Annotated in this window: 16 protein-coding genes and 2 tRNA genes; 5 read left to right on the top strand and 13 right to left on the bottom strand. The window is 65.0% G+C overall.

Going from position 1 to position 14681, the window contains the following annotated elements:
• Complete coding sequence (locus VIL42_11810; GenBank protein ID HEY8593528.1) at positions 1–228, top strand: DUF3072 domain-containing protein; 228 nt, start codon at positions 1–3, stop codon at positions 226–228.
• Here the strand turns inward: VIL42_11810 and VIL42_11815 are convergent.
• From VIL42_11815 to VIL42_11855, 9 genes are all read right to left on the bottom strand, one after another.
• Positions 225–851 (bottom strand): cytochrome C biosynthesis protein, encoded by a 627-nt coding sequence (locus tag VIL42_11815; protein ID HEY8593529.1) that lies wholly within the window; start codon positions 849–851, stop codon positions 225–227. The two genes, VIL42_11810 and VIL42_11815, sit on opposite strands and share 4 nt — an antisense overlap.
• Positions 851–1258 (bottom strand): cytochrome c-type biogenesis protein, encoded by a 408-nt coding sequence (locus VIL42_11820; protein HEY8593530.1) that lies wholly within the window; start codon positions 1256–1258, stop codon positions 851–853. The genes VIL42_11815 and VIL42_11820 overlap by 1 nt, the downstream gene beginning before the upstream one ends.
• The gene (locus VIL42_11825; protein ID HEY8593531.1) at positions 1255–1782 is read right to left on the bottom strand and encodes a redoxin family protein; all 528 of its coding nucleotides are present in this window, start codon (positions 1780–1782) and stop codon (positions 1255–1257) included. Before VIL42_11825 ends, VIL42_11820 begins: the two co-directional genes overlap by 4 nt.
• The gene (locus VIL42_11830; protein ID HEY8593532.1) at positions 1779–3716 is read right to left on the bottom strand and encodes a heme lyase CcmF/NrfE family subunit; all 1938 of its coding nucleotides are present in this window, start codon (positions 3714–3716) and stop codon (positions 1779–1781) included. Before VIL42_11830 ends, VIL42_11825 begins: the two co-directional genes overlap by 4 nt.
• Positions 3713–4153: a cytochrome c maturation protein CcmE gene (gene ccmE, locus VIL42_11835; protein ID HEY8593533.1), complete on the bottom strand. Its 441-nt coding sequence runs from the start codon at positions 4151–4153 to the stop codon at positions 3713–3715. Before ccmE ends, VIL42_11830 begins: the two co-directional genes overlap by 4 nt.
• On the bottom strand, positions 4150–4278 hold the full coding sequence (locus VIL42_11840; protein ID HEY8593534.1) for a hypothetical protein: 129 nt from the start codon (positions 4276–4278) through the stop codon (positions 4150–4152). The genes ccmE and VIL42_11840 overlap by 4 nt, the downstream gene beginning before the upstream one ends.
• Positions 4275–4988, bottom strand: a complete 714-nt coding sequence (gene ccmC, locus VIL42_11845; protein HEY8593535.1) for a heme ABC transporter permease CcmC — start codon at positions 4986–4988, stop codon at positions 4275–4277. Before ccmC ends, VIL42_11840 begins: the two co-directional genes overlap by 4 nt.
• Positions 4989–4998: 10 nt before the next feature.
• Positions 4999–6048 (bottom strand): Glu/Leu/Phe/Val dehydrogenase dimerization domain-containing protein, encoded by a 1050-nt coding sequence (locus VIL42_11850; GenBank protein ID HEY8593536.1) that lies wholly within the window; start codon positions 6046–6048, stop codon positions 4999–5001.
• 32 nt (positions 6049–6080) lie between these two features.
• A tRNA-His gene (locus VIL42_11855) sits at positions 6081–6157 on the bottom strand.
• Positions 6158–6337: 180 nt separating this feature from the next.
• On the opposite strand from VIL42_11855, the gene VIL42_11860 reads away from it, so the two are divergent.
• Positions 6338–7048: a Crp/Fnr family transcriptional regulator gene (locus VIL42_11860; GenBank protein HEY8593537.1), complete on the top strand. Its 711-nt coding sequence runs from the start codon at positions 6338–6340 to the stop codon at positions 7046–7048.
• A 58-nt stretch (positions 7049–7106) separates the two neighbouring features.
• Complete coding sequence (locus tag VIL42_11865; GenBank protein ID HEY8593538.1) at positions 7107–8528, top strand: mannose-1-phosphate guanylyltransferase/mannose-6-phosphate isomerase; 1422 nt, start codon at positions 7107–7109, stop codon at positions 8526–8528.
• Between the two features lie 53 nt (positions 8529–8581).
• Here the strand turns inward: VIL42_11865 and VIL42_11870 are convergent.
• From VIL42_11870 to lon, 3 genes are all read right to left on the bottom strand, one after another.
• Positions 8582–8656, bottom strand: a tRNA-Val gene (locus VIL42_11870).
• Positions 8657–8708: 52 nt separating this feature from the next.
• Complete coding sequence (locus VIL42_11875) at positions 8709–8981, bottom strand: HU family DNA-binding protein (GenBank protein HEY8593539.1); 273 nt, start codon at positions 8979–8981, stop codon at positions 8709–8711.
• A gap of 77 nt (positions 8982–9058) precedes the next feature.
• The gene (gene lon / locus VIL42_11880; GenBank protein ID HEY8593540.1) at positions 9059–11458 is read right to left on the bottom strand and encodes an endopeptidase La; all 2400 of its coding nucleotides are present in this window, start codon (positions 11456–11458) and stop codon (positions 9059–9061) included.
• A gap of 95 nt (positions 11459–11553) precedes the next feature.
• Here lon and VIL42_11885 point away from each other — a divergent pair, with 95 nt between their 5' ends.
• Together VIL42_11885 and VIL42_11890 are read left to right on the top strand one after the other, a co-directional pair.
• A complete protein-coding gene (locus VIL42_11885) occupies positions 11554–11766 on the top strand; it encodes a hypothetical protein (GenBank protein HEY8593541.1) in 213 nt (70 codons plus the stop codon).
• A gap of 59 nt (positions 11767–11825) precedes the next feature.
• Positions 11826–13301 carry a L,D-transpeptidase family protein gene (locus VIL42_11890; GenBank protein HEY8593542.1) on the top strand — a complete coding sequence of 492 codons (1476 nt, stop codon included), beginning with the start codon at positions 11826–11828 and terminating at the stop codon, positions 13299–13301.
• Positions 13302–13339: 38 nt separating this feature from the next.
• On the opposite strand, the gene clpX is transcribed toward VIL42_11890, so the two are convergent.
• A complete protein-coding gene (clpX, locus tag VIL42_11895; GenBank protein ID HEY8593543.1) occupies positions 13340–14608 on the bottom strand; it encodes an ATP-dependent Clp protease ATP-binding subunit ClpX in 1269 nt (422 codons plus the stop codon).
• Positions 14609–14681: the final 73 nt, after the last annotated feature.

Consider the following 14681-nt stretch of genomic DNA (forward strand, 5'->3'; position numbering starts at 1 on the left):
ATGTCGACCAACATTTCTGACGACCCGAAGCAGCATCCGACTGGTAATGCGGTCAAGGATCCGGACCATTGGGTCACCGGTGACGAGCCGATGACCGGTGCGCAGGCCTCCTATCTGCAAACGCTCAGCGAGGAAGCGGGCGAAGAGTTCGATCCGGAGCTCAGCAAGGCGGACGCTTCGAAGAAGATCGACGCGCTGCAGGAGCAGACCGGGCGCGGCGAACATTAAGGCGAAGCTCGGGGCGCCAGCGTTGCCGGCACACTCAGTGCCTGCACGCCCTGCTCAACAAGCGGTCGCCATTTGGCGTCGGCTGGTGCTTGGGCGAGGATCTCGCGCCACAGCTCGACTGCCCGCTCTTTCTGACCGGAGCGCGCGAGTGCAAGCCCATAGAAGAAGCGCGGTGCCGGGCGGTTCGGCAGCACCTGATCGGCTCGCCGGTAGGCAAGTTCGGCTGCCGGCGTCAGCCCTCCCGCGTGATCGACAAGGGCGTTGCCAAGCGCAATCCAGAGATGCTGGTCGCCGGGATATCGCCGGACGGCGTTCTGGAGGATGCCGACCGAATCCTCGTCTTGCCCGTCGCTCGCAAGCGCTTCCGAAATGCGAACCCAGCTCTCGGCCGCGGAGAAGTTACCGAAAAATGCGTGACGAGCCTGAGTGAGCGGGACGACCGTCGACGTCCGATCGCGTTTAGCGGGCGCTCCGCTTAGGCTCGGGCTGCCCTGAAGAGCATAACCTGCAGCGCCGAAGAGCAGCGCTGCTGCACCTGCCGTCAACGCACCGCCACGAACGCCGAACAGGCGCAGTGCCGCCACACAGGTGACGATGAGCAGGAGCAGGATGAGCCAGCCCATCACCGGCTCTTCAGCTTGATGCGCCGGCGGATTAGCCACGCTCCGATGCCAAGCAGCGCCAACGGCGCCAGCCACAACGGCCAGGCGGCCGGCTCCGCCGTCGGCTTGTAGGTGATCCAGCTGCCGTAACGCTGGACCAACCAATCGCGGATCGCACCTGGCTGTTCACCCGCGGCGATACGCCGCCGCACCAGATCGCGCATGTCGCCGGCCATCTCCGCGTCGGAGTCGGCGATCGACTGCCCCTGGCAGACGAGGCAGCGAAGCTCTTCCATCAGCTGCTGGGCCTGGGCCTCCTGGCGCACATCCGGCAACTGGCGGTTCGACCAGTAAGCGGGCGGCAAATTGCTGTCGGCGTCCAGCGGTTGCCCCAGCAGCAGCGCGAGCAAGACGAAAAAACGCTTCATCGCGCCTGCTCCAGCTCCTTGAGGATCGCCGGAACGTCCGAGGCTTCGATGGCGCCGATATGCTGCTTGCGGATGATCCCTTTGCCATCGACGATGAAGCTTTCAGGCACGCCCGATGAGCCGAGCGCAATCTGTAAGGCGCTCTGCGGGTCCGCGCCGATCCGCTCGTAAGGATCGCCGTGCCGAGCCAGGAAGCCCGCAAGATCGTCCGGCCTGTCGCGGATCGCGATGCCGTCCACCTTCACGCCGCGGGCCTTGAGCTCCTGGAGTACCTTCACCTCGGTTGCGCAGGGCACGCACCAGCTTGCGAAGATGTTGAGCAGGCGCGGCTCGCCCGTTGCGAGATCGGAAGAGGACAGCGCCGGCTTGCCGCTGAGCGCTGTGTCGAGCGTGAAGCTGGGCACAGGCTGGCCTTCGAGGCCTGACCGGACGCTGGTGTCGGCCGGCGTCGCCAGGCGCCACAGCAGCGCGCCCACGACCAGGACCAGCAGCACCAGCGGCGCGAAGCGGAGGGCGCGGCTCATGCGTAGCCCGCCCCACGCCACTCGCTTTCCGGAGCAGCCAACCGTCGCCGCCGGCGCCACAAACGGCCGACTAAGGCCATCAGGCCGCCCAGGGCGATCAGCCCGCCGCCTGCCCAGATCAGCGTCACGAACGGCTTCCACCACAAGCGCAGCTGCCAGGCGCCGGATGCGTCCTGCTTGCCGAGCACGGAATAGAGCTGGCCGTTCCAGAAGGTCCGGATGTCGGCCTCGTTGGTCTCCATCGGCGGATCGGAGAAGAAGCGGCTCTGCGGCCGCAAGGTGATCGGGCCGGCGCCGCGGCTGGCGCTCAAATCCGCTTCGATCCCGGTCCAGTTCTTGCCCGCTGTCGGCGTGACGCTTTCGAGCTGCACGAGCCACGGCCCGACACTCAGCCGCTCGCCCGGATCGGCGATCGCCAGCCTCTCCTTCGTGAACGCGGCATTCGCCGCCATGCCGGCCAGCGCAACCGCAATCCCGAAGTGGGAGACGACCATTCCCCAGGTGGCGAGCGGCGCCCGAAGCGGATTGCGGCCACTGATCGGCAGGATGCTGGCGGCGGCGAGGAAGGCCGCAACGAGCAGCCCCAGTCGCGGGAGCAGGCCCATGCTGGGTGCGAGCAGGAATGTGATCGCGAGCGCGGTGATTCCAAGCAACGCCGGGATGATCAGCCTTTTGAATACCGGTCGTCGCTCTCGCCGCCAGGCAAGCAACGGCCCCGCTCCCACCAGCAGTGCGAGCAGCAGCGCGAGCGGTCCCGCGACCAAATTGAAATAAGGTGCGCCGACGGACATCTTCTCGCCGCTCACCGCCTCCACGAACAGCGGATAGAGCGTGCCGACGAATACCACGCCAAGGATGACGCTGAGGATCAGATTGTTGATCACCAGGCCGCTTTCGCGGCTGACCAGCTCGAACGGCGCGCCTTCCTTCAGGCTGGCGCCGCGCACCGCGAACAAGACGAACGCCGCGCCGACATAAATGCCGAGCAGCGCCAACAGGAATGTCCCGCGCTGCGGATCGATCGCGAAGGCGTGGACGGAGGTGAGGATGCCCGAACGGACGAGGAAAGTGCCGACCATCGACATCGAGAAGGCGATGACCGCCAACATCATCGTCCACGCCTTGAGCGCACCGCGCGCGGCCAGGACGTTGATGGAATGGAGAAGCGCGGTCGCGGCGAGCCACGGCATCAAGGACGCATTCTCGACCGGATCCCAGAACCAGTACCCGCCCCAGCCAAGCTCGTAATAGGCCCAATAGCTGCCCGCGGTAATGCCCACGGTGAGCAGGACCCATGCCGCGAGCACCCACGGGCGCATCGCGCGAGCGAGCCGGCTGTCGACTTCGCCCGTCAGCAACGCGCCGACCGCCAGGCTGAATGCGACCGACAGGCCGACATAGCCGAGGTAGAGGGTCGGCGGGTGGAACGCGAGGCCGGGGTCCTGAAGCAGCGGATTAAGGCCGCGCCCGTCGGCAGGCGCCGGAACCAGCCGCGCAAACGGGTTGGAGGCAAGCAGCAGGAAGCCGTAGAAACCCAGCGCCAGCGCGCCCTGCGCACCAAGCGCCGCGACCAATGTCCGTTCGCTCGCCCGGCGGGAAAACAGGCCGAGGAACGCGCCGGAGGCGGCAAGGATGGTCACCCACAGCAGCATCGATCCTTCGTGGTTCCCCCACGCGCCGGCCACCTTGTAGATGAAGGGCTTGGCGCTGTTGCTGTTCTCGAACACCAAAGCGACCGACATGTCGCTGCGCGCGAACAGGATCAGCAGCATCGCGAAGGCGATGATCGTCAGCATCCCCTGAACCACGGCCACCGCGCGCATTGGGCGGCCAATTTCAATCTGGGTACGAAGCGCGAGCACCATCAGCAGCAGCTGCAGCGCCGCCAGTGCGGCCGCGAGCCAAAGTGCCGCTAGCCCGGCCTCTGCAATCATTGCTCCAGCGTCTTCCCGGCCTTGTGCTCGGCGGCGAGATTGCCCAGCTCCGGCGGCATGTAGCGCTCGTCATGCTTGGCGAGGATCGTGTCCGCGACGAAGATGCCGTCGACCAGGCGCCCTTCTGCCACCGCGCCCGAGCCTTCCCGGAACAGGTCCGGCACGATGCCGCGATAGACGACGCGGGTCTGCGCCTTGCCGTCAGTCAGGACGAAGCGGATCGTCACGCCGTCCGGCAGGTGCTTGATCGAGCCCGCCTCCACCATGCCGCCGAGCCGCATCGCTTTCGCTTCTTCGGCCTTCCCGGCAGCAATGTCGGCGGGGGTGAGGAAATAGGACGCCTGGTTCCTTAAGCCCCACATCGCGAGCAATGCCGCAACCAGCAGCGCTGCAATGGCAGCACTCACCAAGACGAGGCGCTGGTTCTTGGGCTTCACTTGCGAGTGAGCGCGTCGGCCGCAGCCTCGGCCCGGCGCATCGAAGCATAGGCCCAGGCCAGCAAGACCGCGGTGAGCGCGATGGTCACGCCATAAGCGGCGATCACGAATGGCCACGGGTTCATGCGCTCATCCTCCGCATCCGGGCTTCGACCTTCGCTTCGGCAAGCTCGGCGCGCATGCGCATCAGCACCGCCGCTGCGAACAGGGAGCTGAATCCCATCAGCGTCAGCGGCAGCGGCCAGAGCAGCGAATTGTCGATGCTCGACCCAGTGACGCCGATGCTCGAGCCCTGATGGAGCGTTCTCCACCAGAGCACCGAATAGTGAATCACAGGCAGGTTTACCGCGCCGACGATGCCGAAGATGGCAGTGATGCGTCCCTCCCCGCCCCGCTCCCGCTCTGCGCCGGCAAGCGCAATGTAGCCGAGGTACAGGAAGAAAAGGACGAGCATGGAGGTCAGGCGACCGTCCCATTCCCACCAGGTGCCCCAGGTCGGCCGTCCCCAGATCGACCCTGTCAGGAGGCAGATCGCAGCGAATGTCGCCCCTGCCGGCGCCATGGCTCGGCCGGCAATGGCAGCGAGCGGGTGGCGCCACACCAGCTGGCTGATTGAGGCGGCGGCGATGCCGAGCCAGCCTGCCATGCCAAGCCATGCGGAGGGCACGTGGATGTAGAGGATGCGCACGGTCTCGCCCTGGAGGTAATCGGGCGGAGTAAGGATCAGGCCCGCAAGCATTCCCGCGCCAGCAAGCGCGAGCCCGACCAGCAGCAGCCACATGGTCGCGGGCCGGGCAATGCGCAGGAAGCGCGCTGGATTTGCGAACGCGTGCACGTTGCGCGGCTTATGCCCTGCCGATGAGCCTTTGCGCCATAGCGTCGGCGACAGCAGCCGGGTCGCGGCCACTGTTCGCGCTTTCGGCCCAGATCTGCTCGAGACGGACCGGTATGCCCTCGATCCGTTCGCGGACCAGGGTCGCGTCGCCGTCACCGACATATTCGGTGCAGACGTTGATGATGCCGCCGGCGTTGATGACATAATCGGGTGCGTAGAGGATGCCGCGCTGTTGCAGGCGCTCGCCGTCTTGCGGCGTAGCCAACTGGTTGTTGGCGCCGCCGGCCACGATCGGGGTCCTGAGCGCAGCGATGCTCTCTTCCGTCAGCACGGCGCCGAGCGCGTTGGGGCTGACGACATCGGCTTCGAGCGAGAGGATGTCATCGGTCGAGACCACCGTGCCGCCGGTCAAACCGGCGAGCTTCTGCGCCTTCGCTTGGTCGATGTCGGCGATGCTGAGCTTTGCGCCTTCCGCACAGGCATGGAGTGCAACGCCGCTGGCGACGCTACCCGCGCCTTGCATGGCGATGTGAAGGCCGTCGAGGCTGTCCTTACCGAGCGCCCGCTTCACCGCCGCCTTGATCCCAAGGAACACGCCAAGCGAGGTATGCGGCCCCGGGTCGCCGCCAACTTCACCGCCCTCTTTGGGAAGGCCGGCGACGAACTTCGTCGAGCGATGAACCTCGATCATGTCGGCGACGCTCATGCCGACATCTTCCGCGGTGACGTAGCGGCCGCCGAGCCCATCGACGGCCTTGCCGAATGCATGCAAGAGGTCGGGCGTCTTGCTGCGGTCTTCCGGCGCCAGCAGCACCGACTTGCCGCCGCCGAGCGGCAGCCCGGCCATGGCATTCTTGTAGCTCATGCCGCGCGACAGCCGCAGCGCGTCGATCAACGCGTCCTCGTCCTTGGCATAATGCCAGAAGCGCGCTCCGCCCGCGGCGGGACCCAGATGGGTCGAGTGCACCGCAATGATGGCACGAAGGCCGCATTCCTCATTGGTGACGAACTGAACGGCTTCGTGGTCGTCGAAATCGGCAAGGCCCCAAGGCGTAGTCATCGAGTGCGCTAACTCTTTGCTCTATAAGGAAATGGGGCGACCGAGGGGACTTGAACCCCCGACCCCTGGTACCACAAACCAGTGCTCTAACCAGCTGAGCTACGATCGCCACGGCGCGTGTCGGGAGAATGCTCCCTCGCCCGCGGCCGGCACTTAAGAGGGGCAGCCGAGGAACGCAAGAACGGCGACGCTCGAAGCGAGCAAAGGCAGCGCGATAGCCCTTACCCGAAGTTAGGGAGCTTGCGTGACCTGCGGTTGACCCGCATTCTGCGCCGGGGAGACCAAGCCCATGACGAGTCGGCGTACCATGTCGACGCAAGGCATTCCTCTGCGAGAGACATTGATCTCGGCAGGCCTCGCCCCGCATCTTGCCGACCTCCTCGATCGGATGCCGCAGCGGGTCATCCAGGTCGATCCGCGCCGCCCCTTCCGCGAACCTGGTGCCAAGCGAGACGAAGTGATCTTCGTCCGGTCAGGAATCCTTTCCAAGTTCAAGGTCGACGGCTCGGGCCGGCGGCAGATCGTCGCCCTTCGCTTCGCCGGTGAAGGCATCCTGCCGCGTAGCGGCGCGGCCGCTTACGGTTTGCAGGCGATTGTGAAGACGGAGCTGCTGGTTGGCAGCGCCGGCGACTTTGACCCGATCGTCGATGCAAACCCGGAACTGCCGCGTTTCTTCTGGCGGCTAATCCAGCGCGCCGAAGCGATCGGCTACGAATGGCTGCTCAACTGCGGCCGCCGCGATTCCACGGCCCGCGTTGCCCACCTGCTGTGCGAAACTGCAGTCCGGATGAATGCGCCCGAGGGCCAGCTGTCAAACCCATTCACCCAGCAGCAGATCGCCGACATCACCGGACAGACGTCCGTGAACGTCAACCGCGTCCTCGCAGAGCTCGAGCGGCACGGGTTGATCCGGCGCAAGGGCCGCGAAATCCAGTTCGTGGATTGGAGCGAGATCCAGCGGGTCGCGAGCTTCCAACCGGAATATCTCGCCTTCGCCTGAGCCCTGTCCCTTCGGCGGAGCACTTGCCAACAGCGGGGCGACGCCCGATCAAGCCACCATGATCCGCCCAGTCATCCTCTCAGGGGGCGCAGGCACGCGCCTTTGGCCCATCTCGCGGCTGAGCCATCCCAAGCAGCTCCTGCCGATCGCCGGCGAGGATACGATGCTGCAGACCACTGTCGCGCGCGTCATGGGGCCGGGCTTCGCTGCCCCGGTCATCGTTGCCGACGAAGAGCATCGTTTCTTCATCAAGGACCAGCTGCACAAGATCGGCCAGGACGCCGCCGCGATCCTGCTGGAGCCCGCCGGGCGGAACACGGCGCCGGCGATCGCATTTGCGGCCCTGTGGAGCTTGCGGCAATTCGGGGACGAGCTTCTGCTGGTCCTCCCATCCGACCATCTGGTTCGAGACACCGACGCATTCGCCGCTGCGGTACAGGCAGGGATGCCCGTTGCCGAAGCCGGCGGCCTTGTGACCTTCGGCATCAGGCCGGATCGGCCGCACACCGGCTATGGCTACATCGAGCTGGGCAGCGAAGCACAAGCCGGGAGCCGCGTGCACAAGGTCGCGCGGTTCGTGGAAAAGCCGAACGAGGAGCTTGCGCGCGAGTATCTCGCCGACGGCCGGTTTGTCTGGAACAGCGGCATGTTCCTGTTCCGCGCGAGCGCAATGGTCGATCAGCTCGAGCGGCTTGCCCCCGACGTCGTTGCCGCCATCTCCAGCGCCGTTGCCGAAGCAGCGGCCGACGGCCTTTTCGTCAGGCCCGATCGCGAGAGCTTCGTGTCGGCTCCCAGCATCTCCATCGACTATGCGGTCATGGAAAAGACCGATGCCGCATTCGTGCTTCCGGTCGATATCGGGTGGTCCGACGTTGGGTCATGGCAGTCGCTGTGGGAGATTTCGCCGAAGGACAAGCGAGGCAATGCGGTCCAGGGCAAGGTCGTGCCGATCGACAGCAGCAATTCCCTGGTCCGCTCCGAACATGGCAAGCTGGTCGTCACGATCGGCATCGATAATCTTGGCGTCATCGTAACCCGCGACGCGGTGCTGGTCGCCAATCTCGGACGTTCTCAGGACGTGTCCAATGCCGTCGCCATGCTGCGCAGCAGCGGCGAGGAAACGGCCGTCCAAACTTCGCAGGTGTTTCGGCCGTGGGGATCCTACCAGACGATCGACCGCGGCGACGGCTTTCAGTCGAAGCGCATCATCGTTAACCCTGGCGCGCGCCTGTCCCTGCAGAAGCACCACCAGCGGTCCGAACATTGGGTCGTGGTCCGCGGCACCGCCGAAGTGACCACCGGCGATGAGGTGCGGCTGCTTCACGAGAATGAGTCGACCTACATTCCGGTCGGCACGCTTCATCGGCTGGCAAACCCGGGCGAGGACCCGCTGCACCTGATCGAAGTGCAGTGCGGTTCGTATCTCGGTGAAGACGACATCGTCCGCGTCGAGGACGAATACGGCCGCAGCCGTTCCTGATCGGATTTGTGCTGGCTGCACCCGCTGCCCGCCTGCCAGGCAGCGGAAGCGAATGGTGGGCGCGACAGGGATTGAACCTGTGACCCCACCCGTGTGAAGGGTGTGCTCTACCGCTGAGCTACGCGCCCGCCGATTTGCGGAAGCGCGGGATATAGCCGCCCGCGCGAACCTGTCCAGCCGCTACTGAACCGCGTCCTTCAGGACCTTGCCGGGGCGGAATTTCGGCTGCGAACTGGCGTCGATCTGCATCGGCTCACCGGTGCGCGGGTTGCGGCCGGTCGATGCCTTTCGCCGAGTGACCGAGAAATTGCCGAATCCGACCAGGCGCACTTCATCGCCGCGCTTGAGGGTGGAGGTAATGACTTCAAGCATGGTCTCGACAGCACGCGACGCATCGTTGCGGCTGAGCCCGGCGCGGTCCGCGACATGGCCGATGAGTTCCTGCTTGTTCATGCCCCGCGTCTCCCTCGTAGCGCCAAGACTCGCCCTTACCTTAAGTCAGGACTTCACCGACCTGTCCAGCCTGTGGCCTAATGCCGAACGGCAGCTCCCGGCTCGCCGACGCCTGGGTGGACCGGCGGTTCCGCGGCATGCTCGTCCGCATCGGTCCATTCGATTGCCTGAAGCGGTTCGACCAGCGCTCGCGACAGCACTTCGTCGACATGCGCGACGGGCACGATCTCAAGCCCGTCCTTCACCGCCACCGGCAGCTCGGCCAGATCCTTTTCGTTCTCAGCCGGGATCAGCACCGTGGTGATGCCGCCGCGAAGCGCCGCGAGGAGCTTTTCCTTGAGGCCGCCGATCGGAAGCACGCGGCCCCGGAGAGTCACCTCGCCGGTCATCGCAACATCGCGGCGCACCGGAACCCCCGTCAGGGTGGAGATCATTGCGGTTACCATGCCGATACCCGCGGACGGACCATCCTTCGGCACCGCTCCTTCGGGCAAGTGGACGTGGATGTCCTTGCGCGCGAAAATGGAAGGCTTCACGCCATAAGCGGGCGCACGTGCCTTGACGAAGCTCATCGCCGCCTGGATCGACTCCTGCATCACTTCGCCGAGCTTGCCGGTGGTCTTGATCTGTCCCTTGCCGGGCACCGTCACGGCTTCGATCGTCAAAAGCTCGCCGCCGACTTCGGTCCAGGCGAGGCCGGTGACCGCGCCGATCTGGTCCTCTTCCTCGCCCATCCCGTAACGATATTTCCAGACACCGAGGAATTCGCCGATATTGTCTGGGGTCACCTCGACGCGTTCGACCTTGCCCTCGAGGATCTGGCGCAGCGACTTGCGCGCAACCTTGGCGAGCTCGCGCTCAAGCGTGCGGACGCCGGCCTCGCGGGTGTAGTGCCGCATGACGCTGCGCAAGGCATCATCCGAAAAGCTCAGCTCTTCGACCTTCAACCCATGCGCGTCTATCTGCTTCGGGATCAGGTGACGCTTGGAGATCTCGACCTTTTCGTCCTCGGTGTAGCCCTCGAGGCGGATGATCTCCATGCGGTCGAGCAAAGGCTGCGGCATGTCGAGCGAGTTCGCGGTGGTCACGAACATCACGTCGCTGAGGTCGTAGTCGAGCTCCAGATAATGATCCTGGAACTTGTTGTTCTGCTCCGGATCGAGGACCTCGAGCAGCGCCGACGCAGGGTCGCCGCGGAAGTCCTGGCCAAGCTTGTCGATCTCGTCGAGCAGGAACAGCGGGTTCGACGTCCCAGCCTTCTTGATGTTCGAGATGATCTTGCCCGGTAGCGACCCGATGTAGGTGCGGCGATGGCCCCGGATCTCGGCTTCGTCGCGGACCCCGCCCAATGACTGTCGGACGAACTCGCGGCCCGTGGCACGGGCGATGGAGCGGCCGAGGGAAGTCTTGCCGACCCCCGGCGGCCCCACGAGGCAGAGGATTGGACCCTTCAGCTTGTTGGTGCGCGCCTGGACCGCGAGATATTCGACGATGCGGTCCTTCACCTTTTCCAGGCCGTAGTGGTCCTCGTCGAGGATGTTCTGGGCTTCGGCGATGTCCTTCTTCAGCTTCGACTTTTTGCCCCACGGCAGGCCCAGGAGCACGTCGAGATAATTGCGCGCGACTGTCGCCTCGGCAGACATCGGCGCCATCGCACGCAGCTTCTTCAGCTCGGCATTGGCGCGGGTCCGCGCTTCCTTAGACAGCTTGGTCTTGCGGATCTTCTCGGCGAGCTCGGCAAGCTCGTCGCCGCCCTCCTCGCCTTCGTTCCCGAGCTCGCGCTGGATCGCCTTGAGCTGCTCATTCAGATAATATTCGCGCTGGGTCTTCTCCATCTGCCGCTTCACGCGGCTGCGGATCTTCTTTTCGACCTGGAGCACGCCAAGCTCGCCCTCCATGAAGGCGAACACCATTTCGAGGCGGCGCGACGGGTTCAGCTCGCCGAGCAGCGCCTGCTTGTCGGATACCTTCACCGACAGGTTCGATGCGACAGCATCGGCGAGCACGGACGGGTCTTCGATCTCCGAAAGCTGGATCCCGGTCTCCGGCGGCAGCCGCTTGTTGAGCTTGGCGTAGTTTTCGAACTGCTCGATGACCGAGCGCATCAGCGCCTGCGCTTCGGGACCGGCGACCGGCTCCTCGTCTACCTCTTCGATCTCGGCGGCGGTGTAGCCGTCGCGCTCGACCAGGTTCACGAGGCGCGCCCGCTTCACGCCCTCGACAAGGACGCGAACGGTGCCGTCCGGAAGTTTCAGGAGCTGCATCGCGGTGGCGATGACGCCGAGATCGTAAAGCGCGTCGCGGTCGGGATCATCTTCGCCCGGATCGAGCTGGGCGACGAGGAACAGCTCCTTGTCGGCAGCCATCGCCGCTTCGAGCGCCGCCACGGATTTGTCGCGGCCGACGAACAGCGGGACGATCCGGTGGGGGAAAACAACGATGTCGCGAAGCGGAAGGATCGGGAGAGAACGAGTCATTGCCGGTATATGGGCGGCCCTCCGCACCGGCGCAACAAAGGGGAACATTAAGTCGCCGCCGCTCGCTTGCAGCACGCATGTGCAAGGAGAGGAACATGGCGGACGACTGGGAAAAGATCAGCAACGGCCCGAACGAACGGCCGGTCAACGAGACGATCGCCGGCACTGGCCCCGGCATCCCCGACGATGCGCTCACGCCGGGCGAAAACATGCCCGAGGCGCCGTCGGACGAACAGGTCGATGAGATGGCGCGAAAGCTCGGCAGCCCGGCTGCTGAACGCGACACGTTGCCGCTGGAAGGCGAGTAGTTGCCGCCGCAGACCGTCGATTCTGTAATCGTTCAGCTTCGACTGCTATCTTGGCCAACGTGAACATTCGTAAGACTTTTGTCGCGCTTGGCGCGCTTTCGCTGTCGGCCACTGCGGCCGCCCAGGTGAATTGGCCGGTGCCGGGCCCCTACGCGCCGCCGCCGCGCGTGGTCCGTCCCCCGAAGCAACCGCCGATGCGGGCTCCCGCGCAGCCGACCGGGCGCGCGCCCGTTGCGGAGCCGTGGATGGTTCAGCCTGGGGCGGTGCCGACCGGCCAGCCTTGGCAATCGCCCGTCGCGGAGTCGACCAAGAGCACGGCGCTCGAGCCGATCGACCTCCCGCCGGCGATCGAGCAAGGTGTCGACATGATCTACATCGACGAGGCCCTCGTGCCTCGTGCGGTGCATGACCGCGGCTTCCTTGCTGGTGCCAGCGATGCGGCCTGGAGTGGCGCGCCGGTCGACCTCTTCACCTCCGTAAACCCGGTCTACACCGACCTGCGGCGCGGCCTTGTCCGATACCAGCAGGAATGGGGCAGCCTGCCCGACCTGGCGATCCCCGCCGGTCCGACTCTCAAGTCCGGCATGACTGGCGAGCGCGTGGCCATGCTCCGCGCGCGTCTTGGCCTTGCTCCGGGCGGCCTCTTCGACGCGGCGCTCGCGGCGCGCGTCAAGGCGTTCCAGGCGGTCCATGGAATGAAAGCCGACGGCATCGCCGGCGCCGGCACGATCCAGGCGCTCAACCGCGGCGCCGATTATTACGAGAAGCTGATCCTCATCAATATGGAGCGCGCCAAGCGCCTCCCCGCGCCTGAGGAGCAGTCGAAATATCTGCTGGTGGACTCCGGCAGCGCGCGTCTGTCGATGTGGCAGAACGGTCGCAAGGTCGACGAGATGAAGGTGGTGGTCGGCAAGGCCGAGACCGCGACGCCGATGATGGCCGCCTACATCAAATATGCTAGCGTGAACCCCTATTGGAACGTTCCGCCCGAACTGGTGCGCGGACTGATCGCGCCACGCGTCGTCGCGCAGGGCGTCCGTTACCTGACCGACCGCGAATATGAGGTGATGACCGACTATTCGGAAAATGCGCAGACGATCGATCCAAACCAGGTCGACTGGCGCGCGGTCGTTGCGGGAACGCAGGAAGTGCGCCTGCGCCGCCTTCCGAGCCCGGCGAATTCGATGGGCATGATGAAGTTCATGCTGCCCAACTACTTCGGCATCTATCTTCATGATTCGCCGGAGAAAGATCACTTCACCAAGAACGAGCTGTGGATCAGCAACGGCTGCGTGCGCGTCGAGGACTATAAGCGCGTGGCACGCTTCCTGTTCAACGGCAGCGTGCCGCGGGGCGAAGATCCCAAGGTCGAAAAGGAAGTCGACCTGCCGCAGCAGATCCCGGTCTACATGACCTATTTGACGGTCCAGCCGACGGCGGACGGGGTCCAGTTCGTGCAGGACCATTATGGCCGCGACGAGCATCTGCTCGAGCGTTACGGATCGCAGCTGCGCTCCGGGTTACGCGGCCAATAAGCTAAGCGAGTGAAAGTGACGGGGCGGACGCGCGGCGCTTAGGCCGCGTCGTCCGCTTTATCTTGTTGCGCGTAGACGCGGACGGGCTCCTTGCGGCCCTCCACCACGTCCTTGTCGACATGGACTTCGTCGACCCCGTCCATCGACGGCAGGTCGAACATCGTGTCGAGCAAGATGCCTTCCAGGATCGAGCGCAGGCCGCGGGCGCCGGTCTTCCGTTCGATCGCCTTCTTCGCGACCGAATGAAGCGCGTCGTCGGTGAATTCGAGCTGCACGTCTTCCATGTCGAACAGCTTCGCGTACTGCTTCACCAGCGCGTTCTTCGGTTCGACCAGGATCTTCACGAGCGCGGTCTCGTCGAGATCTTCCAGCGTCGCGATCACCGGCAGGCGGCCGATGAATTCGGGGATCAGGCCAAAACGGAGGAGATCCTCCGGCTCGGTATGCTTGAGCGTTTCGCCCGTGCGCTTCTCTTCCGGAGCCGCGACATGCGCGCCGAAGCCCATCGACTTGCCTTGCATGCGGTCGTCGATGATCTTTTCCAGGCCGGCGAAGGCGCCGCCGCAGATGAACAGGATGTTCGTCGTGTCGACCTGAAGGAATTCCTGCTGCGGGTGCTTGCGGCCGCCCTGCGGCGGAACCGAAGCGGTCGTGCCTTCCATTAGCTTGAGAAGCGCCTGCTGCACGCCCTCGCCCGATACGTCGCGGGTGATCGACGGATTGTCGGATTTGCGGCTGATCTTGTCGATTTCGTCGATGTAGACAATGCCGCGCTGCGCCTTCTCGACATTATAGTCGGAAGCCTGAAGCAGCTTCAAAATGATGTTCTCGACGTCCTCGCCGACGTAACCAGCCTCGGTCAGCGTCGTTGCGTCGGCCATGGTGAACGGCACGTCGAGGATGCGGGCCAGCGTCTGGGCAAGCAGCGTCTTGCCGCAGCCCGTCGGGCCGATCAGCAGGATGTTCGACTTGGCGAGCTCGACCTCGTTGCCGGCCTTCGCGCCGTGCGACAGGCGCTTGTAGTGGTTGTGCACGGCAACCGAGAGGACGCGCTTGGCACGTGCCTGCCCGATCACATAATCGTCGAGAACCTTGCAGATCTCCGCGGGCGTCGGGACGCCGTCCCGCGTCTTGACGAGCGCGGACTTACTCTCTTCGCGGATGATGTCGTTGCACAGCTCGACGCACTCATCGCAGATGAACACGGTCGGCCCGGCGATCAGCTTCCTGACCTCGTGCTGCGACTTGCCGCAGAACGAGCAATAAAGGGTGCTCTTGCTGTCGCCGCCGCCTGAAAGCTTGGTCATTCCCGTCCTTGCATCTCGGCCGCTTGCCGACCGTCCTCTAATGGGCATGCTAGCCCGCTTTATAGCACAATCA

Origin of the sequence: Sphingomicrobium sp., from assembly GCA_036563485.1 — a bacterium.
Lineage (GTDB): Bacteria > Pseudomonadota > Alphaproteobacteria > Sphingomonadales > Sphingomonadaceae > Sphingomicrobium.

Coding starts and splice junctions, on each gene's coding strand:
- VIL42_11865 (HEY8593538.1), top strand. CDS start 7,107: ATGATCCGCCCAGTCATCCTCTCAGGGGGCGCAGGCACGCGCCTTTGG.
- clpX (HEY8593543.1), bottom strand. CDS start 14,608: ATGACCAAGCTTTCAGGCGGCGGCGACAGCAAGAGCACCCTTTATTGC.
- VIL42_11885 (HEY8593541.1), top strand. CDS start 11,554: ATGGCGGACGACTGGGAAAAGATCAGCAACGGCCCGAACGAACGGCCG.
- VIL42_11850 (HEY8593536.1), bottom strand. CDS start 6,048: ATGACTACGCCTTGGGGCCTTGCCGATTTCGACGACCACGAAGCCGTT.
- lon (HEY8593540.1), bottom strand. CDS start 11,458: ATGACTCGTTCTCTCCCGATCCTTCCGCTTCGCGACATCGTTGTTTTC.
- VIL42_11830 (HEY8593532.1), bottom strand. CDS start 3,716: ATGATTGCAGAGGCCGGGCTAGCGGCACTTTGGCTCGCGGCCGCACTG.
- VIL42_11810 (HEY8593528.1), top strand. CDS start 1: ATGTCGACCAACATTTCTGACGACCCGAAGCAGCATCCGACTGGTAAT.
- VIL42_11840 (HEY8593534.1), bottom strand. CDS start 4,278: ATGAACCCGTGGCCATTCGTGATCGCCGCTTATGGCGTGACCATCGCG.
- VIL42_11820 (HEY8593530.1), bottom strand. CDS start 1,258: ATGAAGCGTTTTTTCGTCTTGCTCGCGCTGCTGCTGGGGCAACCGCTG.
- VIL42_11860 (HEY8593537.1), top strand. CDS start 6,338: ATGACGAGTCGGCGTACCATGTCGACGCAAGGCATTCCTCTGCGAGAG.
- VIL42_11825 (HEY8593531.1), bottom strand. CDS start 1,782: ATGAGCCGCGCCCTCCGCTTCGCGCCGCTGGTGCTGCTGGTCCTGGTC.
- VIL42_11875 (HEY8593539.1), bottom strand. CDS start 8,981: ATGAACAAGCAGGAACTCATCGGCCATGTCGCGGACCGCGCCGGGCTC.
- VIL42_11815 (HEY8593529.1), bottom strand. CDS start 851: ATGGGCTGGCTCATCCTGCTCCTGCTCATCGTCACCTGTGTGGCGGCA.